9 protein-coding genes and 1 pseudogene are annotated in these 13,253 nt (G+C 61.4%); 5 read left to right on the top strand and 5 right to left on the bottom strand.

The features are described 5' to 3' along the window. Window positions 1–193: 193 nt before the first annotated feature. The 3 genes and pseudogenes from BZ163_RS30445 to BZ163_RS30435 all read left to right on the top strand — a co-directional run bounded on the left by BZ163_RS30445 (window position 194) and on the right by BZ163_RS30435 (window position 6,153). A pseudogene (locus tag BZ163_RS30445) lies at window positions 194–1,998 on the top strand (phenylacyl-CoA dehydrogenase). Between the two features lie 266 nt (window positions 1,999–2,264). Beyond that, the gene (locus tag BZ163_RS30440; protein WP_128874013.1) at window positions 2,265–4,061 is read left to right on the top strand and encodes an acyl-CoA dehydrogenase C-terminal domain-containing protein; all 1,797 of its coding nucleotides are present in this window, start codon (window positions 2,265–2,267) and stop codon (window positions 4,059–4,061) included. A 313-nt stretch (window positions 4,062–4,374) separates the two neighbouring features. Next, window positions 4,375–6,153, top strand: coding sequence for an acyl-CoA dehydrogenase C-terminal domain-containing protein (locus tag BZ163_RS30435; RefSeq protein ID WP_128874012.1), 1,779 nt, complete (start codon window positions 4,375–4,377; stop codon window positions 6,151–6,153). A gap of 252 nt (window positions 6,154–6,405) precedes the next feature. Here BZ163_RS30435 and BZ163_RS30430 read toward each other — a convergent pair whose 3' ends face one another. Further along, window positions 6,406–7,323, bottom strand: a complete 918-nt coding sequence (locus BZ163_RS30430; RefSeq protein ID WP_128874011.1) for a LysR family transcriptional regulator — start codon at window positions 7,321–7,323, stop codon at window positions 6,406–6,408. Between the two features lie 169 nt (window positions 7,324–7,492). On the opposite strand from BZ163_RS30430, the gene BZ163_RS30425 reads away from it, so the two are divergent. After that, window positions 7,493–8,776, top strand: a complete 1,284-nt coding sequence (locus tag BZ163_RS30425) for an aspartate aminotransferase family protein (RefSeq protein ID WP_128874010.1) — start codon at window positions 7,493–7,495, stop codon at window positions 8,774–8,776. Between the two features lie 209 nt (window positions 8,777–8,985). Next, a complete protein-coding gene (locus BZ163_RS30420) occupies window positions 8,986–9,144 on the top strand; it encodes a YqaE/Pmp3 family membrane protein (RefSeq protein ID WP_007904205.1) in 159 nt (52 codons plus the stop codon). A gap of 152 nt (window positions 9,145–9,296) precedes the next feature. Here the strand turns inward: BZ163_RS30420 and BZ163_RS30415 are convergent, their stop codons facing one another. Genes BZ163_RS30415 through pqqC form a run of 4 tightly spaced genes read right to left on the bottom strand, consistent with a single transcriptional unit; the run spans window position 9,297 to window position 13,242 of the window. Beyond that, the gene (locus BZ163_RS30415) at window positions 9,297–11,120 is read right to left on the bottom strand and encodes a S9 family peptidase (RefSeq protein ID WP_128874009.1); all 1,824 of its coding nucleotides are present in this window, start codon (window positions 11,118–11,120) and stop codon (window positions 9,297–9,299) included. Next, window positions 11,086–12,240 carry a pyrroloquinoline quinone biosynthesis protein PqqE gene (pqqE, locus tag BZ163_RS30410; RefSeq protein WP_168187424.1) on the bottom strand — a complete coding sequence of 385 codons (1,155 nt, stop codon included), beginning with the start codon at window positions 12,238–12,240 and terminating at the stop codon, window positions 11,086–11,088. The genes BZ163_RS30415 and pqqE overlap by 35 nt, the downstream gene beginning before the upstream one ends. Next, on the bottom strand, window positions 12,233–12,508 hold the full coding sequence (gene pqqD / locus BZ163_RS30405; RefSeq protein WP_128874007.1) for a pyrroloquinoline quinone biosynthesis peptide chaperone PqqD: 276 nt from the start codon (window positions 12,506–12,508) through the stop codon (window positions 12,233–12,235). Before pqqD ends, pqqE begins: the two co-directional genes overlap by 8 nt. Further along, a complete protein-coding gene (pqqC, locus tag BZ163_RS30400; RefSeq protein ID WP_128874098.1) occupies window positions 12,505–13,242 on the bottom strand; it encodes a pyrroloquinoline-quinone synthase PqqC in 738 nt (245 codons plus the stop codon). Before pqqC ends, pqqD begins: the two co-directional genes overlap by 4 nt. Between the last annotated feature and the right edge of the window lie 11 nt (window positions 13,243–13,253).

Raw genomic sequence — 13,253 nt, 5'->3', positions numbered from 1 at the left:
CATGGCCCATGGGTCCCATCGCTGCCGTGGCGTGGCTGCACGCCCGCCATTCACGCGGCGTGATGACGAACGGCAAAAGATCGGCGCTTGACAAGATTTGGTGGTAAACGTATGTTTCAAACAACTGTTTGACCGTCACAACAAATCAATGCGGTCGTTCATTTCCCGGTTACATCAGCAGAGGTTTATCGCTATGCCTGACTACAAGGCCCCCTTGCGTGATATTCGCTTCGTTCGTGACGAACTGCTCGGCTACGAAGCGCACTATCAGAGCCTTCCGGCTTGTGCAGACGCAACTCCGGACATGGTTGACGCCATTCTCGAAGAAGGCGCCAAGTTTTGTGAGCAGGTACTGGCTCCGCTGAACCGCGTGGGTGACACCGAAGGCTGCACCTGGAGCGAGTCCGGCGTTAAAACCCCGACGGGTTCAAGGAAGCCTACAAGCAATTCGTCGAAGGCGGCTGGCCAAGCCTGGCCCACGACGTCGAGCACGGCGGGCAAGGCCTGCCGGAGTCTCTGGGCCTGGCAGTCAGCGAAATGGTCGGCGAGGCCAACTGGTCGTGGGGCATGTACCCAGGCCTGTCCCATGGCGCGATGAACACCATCTCCGAGCACGGCACGCCTGAGCAGCAAGAGGCTTACCTGACCAAACTGGTGTCCGGCGAATGGACCGGCACCATGTGCCTGACCGAACCGCACTGCGGCACCGACCTGGGCATGCTGCGCACCAAGGCCGACCCTCAGGCCGACGGTTCGTACAAAGTCTCCGGCACCAAGATCTTCATATCGGCCGGCGAACACGACATGGCCGACAACATCGTCCACATCGTGCTGGCACGCCTGCCGGATGCACCGGCCGGCACCAAAGGCATTTCCCTGTTCATCGTGCCGAAGTTCATGCCGAACGCCGACGGTTCGATCGGCGCGCGTAACGCCGTGACCTGTGGTTCCCTGGAACACAAGATGGGCATCCACGGCAACGCCACCTGCGTGATGAACTTCGACGCGGCCACCGGTTACCTGATCGGCCCGGCGAACAAAGGTCTGAACTGCATGTTCACCTTTATGAACACCGCTCGCCTGGGCACCGCACTGCAAGGTCTGGCCCACGCCGAAATCGGCTTCCAGGGCGGCCTGAAATACGCTCGCGATCGCCTGCAAATGCGCTCCCTGACGGGCCCGAAAGCGCCGGAAAAAGCCGCTGACCCGATCATCGTGCACCCCGACGTACGTCGCATGCTGTTGACCATGAAAGCCTTCGCTGAAGGCAACCGTGCGATGGTTTACTTCACCGCCAAGCAAGTCGACATCGTCAAATATGGCGTGGATGAAGAAGAGAAGAAAAAAGCCGACGCCCTGTTGGCGTTCATGACGCCGATCGCCAAAGCCTTCATGACTGAAGTCGGTTTCGAGTCCGCCAACCACGGCGTGCAGATCTACGGCGGCCACGGCTTCATCGCCGAGTGGGGCATGGAGCAGAACGTTCGCGACAGCCGCATTTCGATGCTGTACGAAGGCACCACCGGGATCCAGGCACTCGACCTGCTGGGCCGTAAAGTGCTGATGACTCAAGGCGAAGCCCTGAAAGGCTTCACCAGGATCGTCCACAAGTTCTGCCAGACCAACGAAGGCAACGAAGCGGTCAAAGAGTTCGTCGAGCCATTGGCGGCGCTGAACAAGGAATGGGGCGAACTGACCATGAAGGTCGGTATGGCGGCCATGAAAGACCGCGAAGAAGTCGGCGCGGCGTCGGTGGATTACCTGATGTACTCCGGTTACGCCTGCCTGGCCTACTTCTGGGCTGACATGGCGCGCCTGGCTGCCGAAAAACTGGCTGCCGGCACCTCGGAAGAGGCGTTCTACACCGCCAAGCTGCAGACCGCGCGCTTCTACTTCCAGCGCATCCTGCCGCGTACCCGCACCCACGTGGTAACCATGCTGTCGGGCGCCAGCAACCTGATGGACATGAAAGAAGAAGACTTCGCACTGGGCTACTAAGCCTTACGCGGTTTTTCACAAGGCCGCTGCTTCTTCGGAAGCAGCGGCCTTTTTTTGTGCCCCGTGTAGGAGCCGGCTTGCTGGCGAACCAGACGACGCGGTGAATCAGATGCGCCGCTTGAGTCGCAAAAATCTGGCTCACATTCCAGAGCACAAAAAACGCCGCTGCGGGTTGAGTGATGATCGCGCATTCAGCGTCTGGACAGTGATTGTGGGGCCTGGCGGGCGGCAGTAGGTTTGAGCCATCTGCTGCCGGAGAAATAACCATGCCTGAGTACAAAGCTCCCCTGCGCGACATGCGCTTTCTGATCGACCACGTGTTCGACTTTCACCGCCACTACGCCGCGCTGGGCGCCACCGATGCCAGCCCGGACATGGTCAATGCGATCCTTGAAGAAGGCGCGAAGTTCTGTGAGAACGTGCTCGCACCGCTCAACCGCAGCGGTGACGAAGAAGGCTGCCATTTCGACAACGGCGTGGTGACGACGCCTGCAGGGTTCAAGCAGGCCTTCGCCCAATACGTTGAAGGCGGGTGGCATGGTCTGGCAGCGGATCCGACCTACGGCGGCCAGGGTTTGCCCAGCTCCCTGGGCCTGGTCATCAGTGAGATGGTCGGTTCCAGCAATACGTCCTGGGGCATGTACCCCGGCCTGACCCACGGTGCGATGTCGGCGATCCACGCGCACGGTACGCACGCGCAAAAGCAGACCTACCTGAGCAAACTCACCGCCGGCCAATGGACCGGCACCATGTGCCTGACCGAAGCCCATTGCGGCACTGACCTGGGCATCATCAAGACCCGCGCCGTACCGGCGACCGATGGCAGTTACGCGATCTCCGGCAGCAAGATTTTCATCTCCGCCGGCGAACACGACATGAGCGATAACATCATTCACCTGGTGCTGGCGAAGCTGCCGGATGCGCCGGCCGGGACCAAGGGCATTTCGCTGTTCATCGTGCCCAAGTTCCTGCCCGATGCCCAAGGCGAGGCGGGCGAGCGCAACGGGGTGTCCTGCGGTTCGATCGAACACAAAATGGGGATCAAGGCCTCGGCCACCTGCGTGCTCAACTTCGACGGGGCCCAGGGCTTTTTGATCGGTGAGCCGAACAAGGGCCTCAACTGCATGTTCACCATGATGAACCATGCACGCCTTGGCACCGGAATGCAGGGGCTGTGCCTGGGCGAGGCGAGTTTCCAGGGGGCCATCCAATACGCCAATGACCGTCTGCAGATGCGCTCGCTGACCGGCCCGAAAGCACCGGAGAAAGTCGCCGACCCGATCATCGTTCATCCGGATGTGCGCCGGATGTTGCTGACCATGAAAGCCTTCAACGAAGGCAATCGGGCGCTGACCTACTTCACCGCGCAATGGCTGGATACCGCGCATCTGAGCCCGGACGCTGGCGCACGGCAAGAGGCCGAAGACTTATTGGCGTTCCTGACGCCGATCTGCAAAGCCTTCATGACCGACACGGGCCTGGAGGTGACCAACCACGGCATGCAGGTGTTCGGTGGTCACGGTTTCATTCGTGAATGGGGCATGGAGCAGTTGGTCCGCGACTGCCGGATCGCGCCGATCTACGAGGGCACCAACGGGATTCAGGCGCTGGACTTGCTCGGACGAAAGGTGCTTGGTAGCCAGGGCAAGCTGTTGCGCGGATTCACCAGGATCGTCCACACATTCTGCGCCGCCAACGCCGGGCATCCGCAGCTCGCCAGCTATGTGGCGCAGCTCAACGAACTGAATCAGCAATGGGGCGAGTTGACCACCAAAGTCGGCATGGCCGCGATGAAAAATCCGGATGAGGTCGGTGCTGCATCGGTGGATTATCTGATGTACAGCGGTTACATCATCCTGGGTTATCTGTGGCTGCGTATGGCGCTGGTGGCTCAGGCGCAGCTCGACGACGGCAGTGGCGATGCCGATTACTGCAAGGGCAAATTGGCGACCAGCGAGTTTTACTTCAAGCGATTGTTGCCACGCACCGCCGCGCATCGGGCTGCTATCGAGGCGGGTAGCGATTGCCTGATGCAGCTGCCGGCGGAGTTGTTCGCGCTTTAAATGTAGGCACGAACTCGCTCCGGGCAGCGTTCCGGCGATGGACCCGAGTGCGCCGCGTTTATGTAGGAGCGAGCTTGCTCGCGAAGGACTCAAGGGCGCCGCGGTTATCCAGTCAGCACGCGTTATCGTTGACGACCATCGCGAGCAAGCTTGCTCCTACAGCGGGCTGTGTCATCCCTGGATATTCAGTGACCAAAAATAACAAAACGGTCACTGACTGACCCTATGTGTCGTAAAAGTTGTTGGGGTACACTCGGCCTCAACGAAAGAGACATCCCTACGACTCACCTGTTTAGATCTTGCGAGGTTTGCCATGGCTGACTACAAAGCGCCCCTGCGCGATATGCGCTTCGTCCTCAATGAAGTCTTCGAGGTCGCCAGACTCTGGGCCGAACTGCCGGCGCTGGCCGAGACCGTGGATGCCGAAACCGTCGAAGCCATTCTCGAAGAAGCCGGCAAGGTCACCAGCAAAAGCATCGCGCCGTTGAGCCGTGCGGCTGACGAAGAAGGCTGCCATTGGGCGGACGGAGTCGTCACCACCCCGGCCGGTTTCCTGCAGGCGTACCAGACTTACGCGCAAGGCGGTTGGGTCGGTGTCGGTGGCGATCCCGCCTACGGTGGCATGGGCATGCCCAAGGCGGTCTCGGCCCAGGTCGAGGAAATGGTCAACTCCGCCAGCCTGTCGTTCGGCCTGTACCCGATGCTGACCGCCGGCGCTTGTCTGTCGATCAACGCCCACGCCAGTGACGAGCTGAAAGCTGCCTACCTGCCGAACATGTACGCCGGGGTCTGGGCCGGTTCGATGTGCCTGACCGAGCCGCACGCCGGGACCGACCTGGGGATCATCCGTACCAAGGCCGAGCCTCAGGCCGACGGTTCCTACAAGGTCAGCGGCACCAAAATCTTCATCACCGGCGGTGAACACGACCTGACCGAGAACGTCATCCACCTGGTGCTGGCCAAGCTGCCGGACGCACCGGCGGGGCCGAAAGGCATTTCGCTGTTCCTGGTGCCGAAGTTCATGGTCAACGCCGATGGCAGCCTGGGCGCACGCAACCCGGTCAACTGCGGCTCGATCGAACACAAGATGGGCATCCAGGCCTCCGCGACCTGCGTGATGAACTTCGACGAAGCCGTGGGTTACCTGGTCGGTGAGCCGAACAAAGGGTTGGCGGCGATGTTCACCATGATGAATTACGAGCGCCTGGGCGTCGGCATCCAGGGCCTGGCCAGCGGCGAGCGCTCCTACCAGAACGCCGTGGAATACGCCCGCGATCGCCTGCAAAGCCGTGCGCCGACCGGCGCGCAAAACCAGGGCAAGGTCGCCGACCCGATCATCGTCCACCCGGACGTGCGTCGCATGCTGCTGACCATGAAAGCCTCGAACGAAGGCGGGCGGGCCTTCTCCACCTATGTGGCGATGCAACTGGACACCGCCAAATTCAGCGAAGACGCCACCACCCGTAAACGCGCCGAAGACCTGGTCGCCTTGCTGACCCCGGTGGCCAAGGCGTTCCTCACCGATCTCGGCCTGGAAACCACGATCCACGGCCAGCAGGTATTCGGCGGCCACGGTTACATCCGCGAGTGGGGCCAGGAGCAACTGGTGCGCGACGTGCGCATCACCCAGATCTACGAAGGCACCAATGGCATTCAGGCGCTGGACCTGGTCGGCCGCAAGATCGTCGGCACGGGCGGGGCGTTCTACAGCCTGTTCGCCGACGAAATCCGCCATTTCACCGCGACCGCCAGCCCAGACCTCGCCGAATTCACCCAGCCGCTGAACGACGCGGTGACCACCCTCGACGAATTGACCGCGTGGTTGCTCGACCGGGCGAAACACAACCCGAACGAAATCGGCGCCGCCTCGGTCGAGTACCTGCAAACCTTCGGTTACGTGGCCTATGCCTACATGTGGGCACTGATGGCCAAGGCGGCCTTGGGCAAAGAAGCGCAGGACGATTTCTACGCCAGCAAACTGGGCACGGCGCGGTTCTATTTCGCGCGCTTGTTGCCGCGTATTCATTCGTTGAGCGCATCGGTGCAGGCCGGTAGCGAATCGCTGTTTTTGCTCGATGCTGCCCAGTTCTGACCCGGTAACGCCATGTAAGCAATCTCTTACAAAGCGTGATGCTGTTTTCCCATAGTCGAAAATTGGATCCACAGTTAATCTACTGCTTATGGACGTCGCGCAGGAAGCGCAAAGCAACAACACGGACACGTAGGATTCTGCCAGGACGGCGGAGTGAAAAGGATGTCAGGGAAAAGTCTGCAAAGCCCCGCTTCGGCGGGGTTTTCTTTGCGCGATTGAAAAGTGCTCCGCTGAACAGTGTTCAGCTGACCCCTACAGGGAGGGCGAGTTGTCCAGGCGGTCATCCGGTCCGTTCATCACCTCTTCCAGCAAGGTCCGCAACAACGCCAGCGAGGCTTGTTGACGCTGCACGTCCCGACACACCAACCCGACTTTCAATGGCACCCGCGGCTCGGTCAGTGGTTTCCATAGCAGTTGGTTGTTCCCGAGCGCCCTCTGCGAGCGTCCGGGAAGGACAGTCGCCAGCCGGGTGTGGGGCAGGCTGTCGAGAATCCCCGCCATGTTGTTCAGTTCGGCCTGCACCTGCGGACGTCGTCCCAGGCTGGCCAGTTGCGTTTGCCAGATCTGTCGCACCTGGAACTCTTCACCCAGCAGCAACATCGGCAACTCCGCGGCCTGACTCATGGACACTTTCTTGAATTCGCGCAATGGGTGGTCCGCCGGGATGACCAGGGTCAGTTCGTCTTCGTAGAGCAGCACACCGTGCAGGCCGGGCTGACGGGGCGGCAAGTAGCTGATGCCGATATCCAGCGAACCGTTGAGCAGCCGTCGCTCGATTTCCAGCCCCGTCAGTTCATAGATCTGCACCACCAGATGCGGCTGCGCCTTGCGCACGCGTTCGAGCATCTGTGGTACCAGGCTGGTATGGACGGTCTGCAACACACCGATGGCCAGGGTGCGTAGCGCCTGCCCCTTGAAATTACCCAAGGCTTCGCGCGCCCGTTGCAGGCCATCAAGCAACGGCAGCGCGTGGTTGTACAGCGTGTGGGCGGCCAGGGTTGGCAGCAGACGTTTGCTGCTGCGTTCGAACAGGCTGACATCCAGGTTCTGTTCGAGATGGCGAATCTGCTGTGACAGCGCCGGCTGGGAGATTGACAGTCGCTCGGCGGCCCGGCCCACATGGCCCTCTTCATAGACCGCGACGAAATAACGCAGTTGCTTGAAATCCATAAGTAATGCTTATCGAAAATGCTGTGAAATCGAAATGGTCCAACGTCTTGTCTGAGCCTAGTCTAACCGCATTCACAAGGCTTGCAGGGCCAAAGAGCGCGATGAATACCGTTTATACCGATGGTGTTTACATAGGTAAGGCAAAAAACCTCACACGAGGTTTGAGCAGATGAATTTGTTCAACTTGCGGCGCAATCCACCGAGTCTTGATGACTTGGCCGTTGACGACCACCCGCCGTCCAAGGGCGACAACCTCACCAGTGAGTGCCTGATGCCCAGTGTCGAGCGGCCGAAACAGGTGTTTGCGCGCGGCCAGGGCTCCTGGTTGTGGGACAGCGAAGACCGCGCGTACCTGGATTTCTCACAGGGTGTAGGCGCCAATAGCCTCGGGCATAGTCCTTCGGCACTGGTCAATGCCCTCGCGGCGCAAGCCCGGTCGCTGATCAACCCCGGTTTCGGTCTGCATAACCGCGGGATGCTCAACCTCGCCCAGCGCTTGTGCGCCAGTACCGGCAGTGACCAGGCGTACCTGCTCAACAGTGGCAGTGAAGCCTGCGAAGCGGCGATCAAGCTGGCACGCAAGTGGGGACAGCAGCATCGCGGTGGTGCCTCGCGAATCATCGTGGCCAATAACGGTTGCCACGGGCGTAGTCTCGCGACGATATCGGCGTCGGACAGTTCCAGCTTGATCAATCGATTCGAGCCGCAACTGCCAGGCTTCAGTCACGTTCCGTTCAATGACCTTGCGGCGCTGCACGCGGCCGTGGATGCCCGGACCGTGGCAATCATGCTGGAGCCGATCCAGAGCGAAGCCGGGGTGATTCCGGCCACCGCGCATTACCTCAAGGGGGTCGAGCGGCTGTGCCGTGAACTGGGGATCCTGCTGATCCTTGACGAAGTGCAAACCGGGGTCGGTCGCTGCGGCACGTTGCTCGCCGAACAGTCCTACGGAGTGCGGGCCGATATCGTCGTGCTCGGCAAAGGCCTGGGCGGGGGCGTGCCATTGGCGGCGTTGCTGGCGCGGGGCAAGGCCTGCTGTTTCGATATCGGCGAGCTGATGGGCACTCACCATGGCAATGCGCTGATGACGGCGGCCGGTCTTGCCGTACTCGACAGTGTGCAGGACAAGGCTTTTCTCGAGCATGTCGGCGATACCGGCCAGCACCTGCGCGACGGCCTGGCTCGATTGGCCCATCGCTACGGCCACGGCGAATTACGTGGGCAGGGGCTGCTTTGGGGGCTGACGTTGTCTGACGATTCGGCGGACAACGTCGTCAAAGCTGCGCTGTACGAAGGGCTGCTGCTCAACGCCCCGCAACCCGATTGCCTGCGCTTTACCCCGGCCCTGACCGTCAGCAAGGCCAACATCGACGACATGCTTCTGCGCCTGGCGCGTGCCTTCTCCCGTGTGCGCACCGCGCAACTGCAGTGCCGCAAAGGGATTGCGGTCTGATCAGACTCGGTCCTGCACGAAATACCGAACCGTCTCGCGGTATAACGCATCGCCTCGCGCTTGTTTCTTTTGGCGCGGGGCGTTTTTTTGTCGGCAGCCTTTGCCGTCAAGGTTCGATGCCCGGACTGCGACGATACTGAACCCTGACGAACGGTATGGGTCGATAAGGTGTAGGCTCACACGAGCCAACCTCAACCAGGAGCTGCCCCATGGACTTTATTCGAATCATCATCGCCATTCTGTTGCCGCCACTGGGTGTGTTCCTGCAGGTCGGTTTTGCTGGCGCGTTCTGGCTGAATATTCTGCTGACGTTGTGCGGTTATATTCCGGGGATCGTGCATGCGGTGTACATCATTGCCAAACGCTGAGTTCATCTGCGTCAGATAGATCGCTTTCGCGAGCAAGCCCGGTCCCACATTAGATCTTCAGTGAGCACAGTATTTGTGTGCGACCGAGATCAAATGTGGGACCGGGCTTGCTCGCGAATGAGGCGCCACAATTCCTGCGCCAAGCGCAGACTTCAGACCGCGAGCGCCATCACCCGCCGATAAAACAACCACTCCTGCTCCAGCGCATGGGCCTGATTGCCGGCCTTGCGGAAACCATGGCGTTCGTCCGCGTAATAATGCGCTTCAACCGGGATGCCGTTTTTCTGCAGCGCCTCGACCATGTCGCGTGTCTGTTGCGGCACCACCACGGCATCCAGTTCACCTTGAAAGAAAATCACCGGGACACTGATGTTGCCCGCGTGCAGCAGCGGCGTTCGCGCGGCGTAACGTTCGGCATCCACGACCGGATCACCGATCAACCAATCCAGATAGTCGCCTTCGAACTTGTGGGTCGCACGGCCAAGGGCGACAGGATCGCTGACGCCATACAGGCTGGCGCCAGCGCGAAAGACCTGGTGGAAGGCCAAGGCGCAAAGGGTGGTGTAGCCGCCGGCGCTGCCGCCACGAATAAACGCCTGGTCACCGTCGATCAGCCCACGCTCGGCGAGATAGGTGACGACCGCGCACGCATCTTCGACATCGACATCGCCCCAGCTCAAATGCAGCGCCTGGCGATAAGCCCGGCCGTAGCCGCTGCTGCCGCGGTAATTGAGGTCGGCCACGGCGAAGCCGCGTTGCGCCCAGTACTGGATACGCGGGTCGAGCATCGGGTAGCAGGCCGAGGTCGGGCCGCCGTGGATGAACACCACGAGGGGCGGTTTCGCCTTCCCGCTCATCGCCGGGTAGAAGAAGCCATGGGCTTGGCCCGAGCCGCTCGGATAGCGCAGGGTTTGCGGCAGGCTGATCTGTTCGGCAGGCAATGGCGCGACACCGCCGGCCAGCACCTTGACCTGGCGGGTGCTGCGATCGATGGCAATCACCGCCGCCGGGCTGATCGGCGACGCGGCGATGCAGTAAATGAACTGCTCGTCCAGGGCGAGGTGGCGGAAGCGGCTGTAGTCGCCGGTGAAATCCTCTCCCTTGTCACCGCCAAGTCCCAGCCGGCCAAAACCGCCTTCGGTCCAGCTTGCCAGATAGCGGCCTTCGCCCAGTGGCAGCCAGGTGCATCCGCCCAGTTGCCACGGTGCCGGCCCATGGTCGGCTGCGGCGCTGGGCAAAGGGCTCAGGTCATCGCCCGATTCCATCCATGGCTGCCAATAGCCGCCGCGATCGGTCAGGCAAAACAGCCGGCCGCCGGCATCGAACCGAGGCTGTTGCAACGACTCCTGAACGCCATCGCCGGCCACGCAGCGCGGCTGGACATAACCGCCATCGCCCTGGCGTTCGGCAACCATCAGGCGGGTCGCGGTCCATGGCTGGTCCGGGCGGCGCCATTCGATCCAGGCCAGGCGGCGAGCATCCGGACTCAGGGTCGGTGCGGCGTAAAAATCCGCACCTTCGGCCAGTAAGTGTCGCGCCCCGTCCAGCAGGTTTATGGCCACCAGACGATGCCGGTCACGGTACTCTTCAACCGCCAGCACCCGCCCGTCGGCGAACTGCAGATCGCCGTAGCGACACTCGTTTGACGTCAGCGCCTCAGGCTCGCCGGTGAGCGACTGTCGATAAAGCTGCTGGTCGGCCTCGTTGACGAAAACGACTCCGTCATCGGTCAGGCAAAACGCCCCACCGCCGTATTCGTACACTCGACTGCGCACACTGAAACCCGGCGGCGTCAGGCAATGGGCCTGGCCGTCGCGCCACTGCCAGAGGCGGCAGGCGGCATCTTCGGGGCGGTACTCGTTCCAGAACAGTCCATGCCGGCCGAGCTGCAATTCGGCAAAGTCGACACCGGCGGCGACGGCTCTGGCGGCGCTGAAGGGTTCAGCTTTTGGCGATGAGGCGTGAATTTCGTTCATTGCGAAAGGCCAGTTGTTCGATGGTCTGGGTTGCGTGCTCGGCTTCTTCGCGGGCCTTGAGGATCACGCCGTGATGGTGCGACTTGCTGCACACCGGGTCGGCGTTGCTCGCGTCACCCGTGAGCATGAACGCCTGGCAACGGCAGCCGCCGAAGTCTTTTTCTTTCTCGTCGCAAGAGCGGCACGGCTCGGGCATCCAGTCGTAACCGCGAAAACGGTTGAAGCCGAACGAGTCGTACCAGATATGCTGCATGCTGTGGTCGCGCACGTTGGGAAATTGCACCGGCAGCTGTCGGGCGCCGTGACAAGGCAGGGCGGTTCCGTCCGGCGTGACGGTCAGAAAAATGCTGCCCCAGCCGTTCATGCAGGCTTTCGGGCGTTCTTCATAATAGTCCGGGGTGACGAAAATCAGTTTGCACGGATGCCCTTCGGCTTCCAGCTTGGCGCGATATTCATTGGTGACACGTTCGGCGCGGACCAGTTGTTCCTTGGTCGGCAACAGGCCGACCCGATTGAGCTGCGCCCAACCGTAAAACTGGCAGGTGGCGAGTTCGACGAAGTCGGCTTCAAGGGCGATGCACAGCTCGATGATGCGGTCGATCTTGTCGATGTTGTGCCGGTGGGTCACGAAATTCAACACCATCGGATAGCCGTGGGCTTTCACCGCGCGGGCCATTTCCAGTTTCTGCGCGAAGGCTTTTTTCGAGCCGGCCAGCAGGTTGTTCACTTGCTCGTCGCTGGCCTGGAAGCTGATCTGGATGTGGTCCAGGCCGGCTTTTTTGAAGTCGCTGATTTTCTGCTCGGTGAGGCCGATGCCCGAGGTGATCAGGTTGGTGTAGAAGCCCAGCTTGCGCGCTTCAAAGATCAGCTCGGCGAGGTCCTGGCGCACCAGCGGTTCACCCCCGGAAAAACCCAACTGCGCCGCGCCCATTTCCCGCGCTTCGCGGAACACCTTGATCCACTGCTCGGTGCTCAGTTCCTTGCCTTGCTCGGCAAAATCCAGCGGGTTGGAGCAGTAGGGGCATTGCAGCGGGCAGCGATACGTCAGCTCGGCCAGCAGCCACAGCGGCAGGCCGATCTCGGGTTTGGGCGGTAACTTGGCTGAAACGGAATCAGGCAAGTTCGATCCAGTGCTGAGCACGGGCGACCTCCATGAATTGCTCGATGTCTTCACCGAGCTCGGGCACGCCGGGGAATTGCGCGTCCAGTTCGGTGATGATCGCCGCGACATCCCGCTCGCCGTCGATCAGGCCGCCGATCAAGGCAGCGCTTTCATTGAGTTTGATCATGCCTTCCGGATAGAGCAACACATGGCCTTTCTGAGCCGGTTCGTACTGGAAGCGATAGCCGGGACGCCAGGTCGGGGTCTTGCTGCGGTCGAAACTCATAGGGTGATTCCTTTATGCCAGACCCGTTGCCCGGTCACGCTGTGATACGGCGGGCGGTTCAGTTCGTAGGCCATGCTCATGGCATCGAGCATGCTCCAAAGAATGTCCAGTTTGAACTGGAGAATTTCCAGCATGCGCTCCTGGCCTTCCCGGGTCTTGTAGTGCTCGAGCGTGATCGCCAGACCATGTTCGACATCCCGGCGCGCCTGACCCAGGCGGGTGCGGAAATACTCGTAGCCAGCCGGGTCGATCCACGGGTAATGCTGCGGCCAGCTGTCGAGGCGCGATTGGTGGATCTGCGGCGCGAACAGTTCGGTCAGCGAGCTGCTTGCGGCTTCCTGCCAACTGGCGCGGCGGGCGAAGTTGACGTAGGCGTCCACGGCGAAACGCACGCCGGGCAGCACCAGTTCCTGGGAGCGCAGCTGATCCGGGTCGAGGCCGACGGCCTGGCCCAGACGCAGCCAGGCTTCGATGCCGCCGTCTTCGCCGGGGGCACCGTCATGGTCGAGCAGGCGCTGTATCCACTCGCGGCGGATCTCGCGGTCCGGGCAGTTGGCGAGGATGGCGGCGTCCTTCAGTGGGATGTTCACCTGATAGTAAAAGCGGTTGGCGACCCAGCCCTGGATCTGCTCGCGGGTCGCCCGGCCTTCATACATCGCCACATGATAGGGGTGGTAGATGTGGTAGTAGGCGCCCTTTGCCCGCAGGGCTGCTTCGAATTCGGCGGGGGACATTGCGATGTCAG

Origin of the sequence: Pseudomonas sp. VI4.1 (assembly GCF_002029345.1) — a bacterium.
Classification (GTDB): domain Bacteria; phylum Pseudomonadota; class Gammaproteobacteria; order Pseudomonadales; family Pseudomonadaceae; genus Aquipseudomonas.
The sequence above is the reverse complement of the archived record's forward strand: the minus strand, read 5'-3'. Positions and strand labels throughout refer to the sequence as shown.

Coding starts and splice junctions, on each gene's coding strand:
- BZ163_RS30435 (WP_128874012.1), top strand. CDS start 4,375: ATGGCTGACTACAAAGCGCCCCTGCGCGATATGCGCTTCGTCCTCAAT.
- pqqD (WP_128874007.1), bottom strand. CDS start 12,508: ATGAGTTTCGACCGCAGCAAGACCCCGACCTGGCGTCCCGGCTATCGC.
- pqqC (WP_128874098.1), bottom strand. CDS start 13,242: ATGTCCCCCGCCGAATTCGAAGCAGCCCTGCGGGCAAAGGGCGCCTAC.
- BZ163_RS30420 (WP_007904205.1), top strand. CDS start 8,986: ATGGACTTTATTCGAATCATCATCGCCATTCTGTTGCCGCCACTGGGT.
- BZ163_RS30425 (WP_128874010.1), top strand. CDS start 7,493: ATGAATTTGTTCAACTTGCGGCGCAATCCACCGAGTCTTGATGACTTG.
- BZ163_RS30430 (WP_128874011.1), bottom strand. CDS start 7,323: ATGGATTTCAAGCAACTGCGTTATTTCGTCGCGGTCTATGAAGAGGGC.
- BZ163_RS30415 (WP_128874009.1), bottom strand. CDS start 11,120: ATGAACGAAATTCACGCCTCATCGCCAAAAGCTGAACCCTTCAGCGCC.
- BZ163_RS30440 (WP_128874013.1), top strand. CDS start 2,265: ATGCCTGAGTACAAAGCTCCCCTGCGCGACATGCGCTTTCTGATCGAC.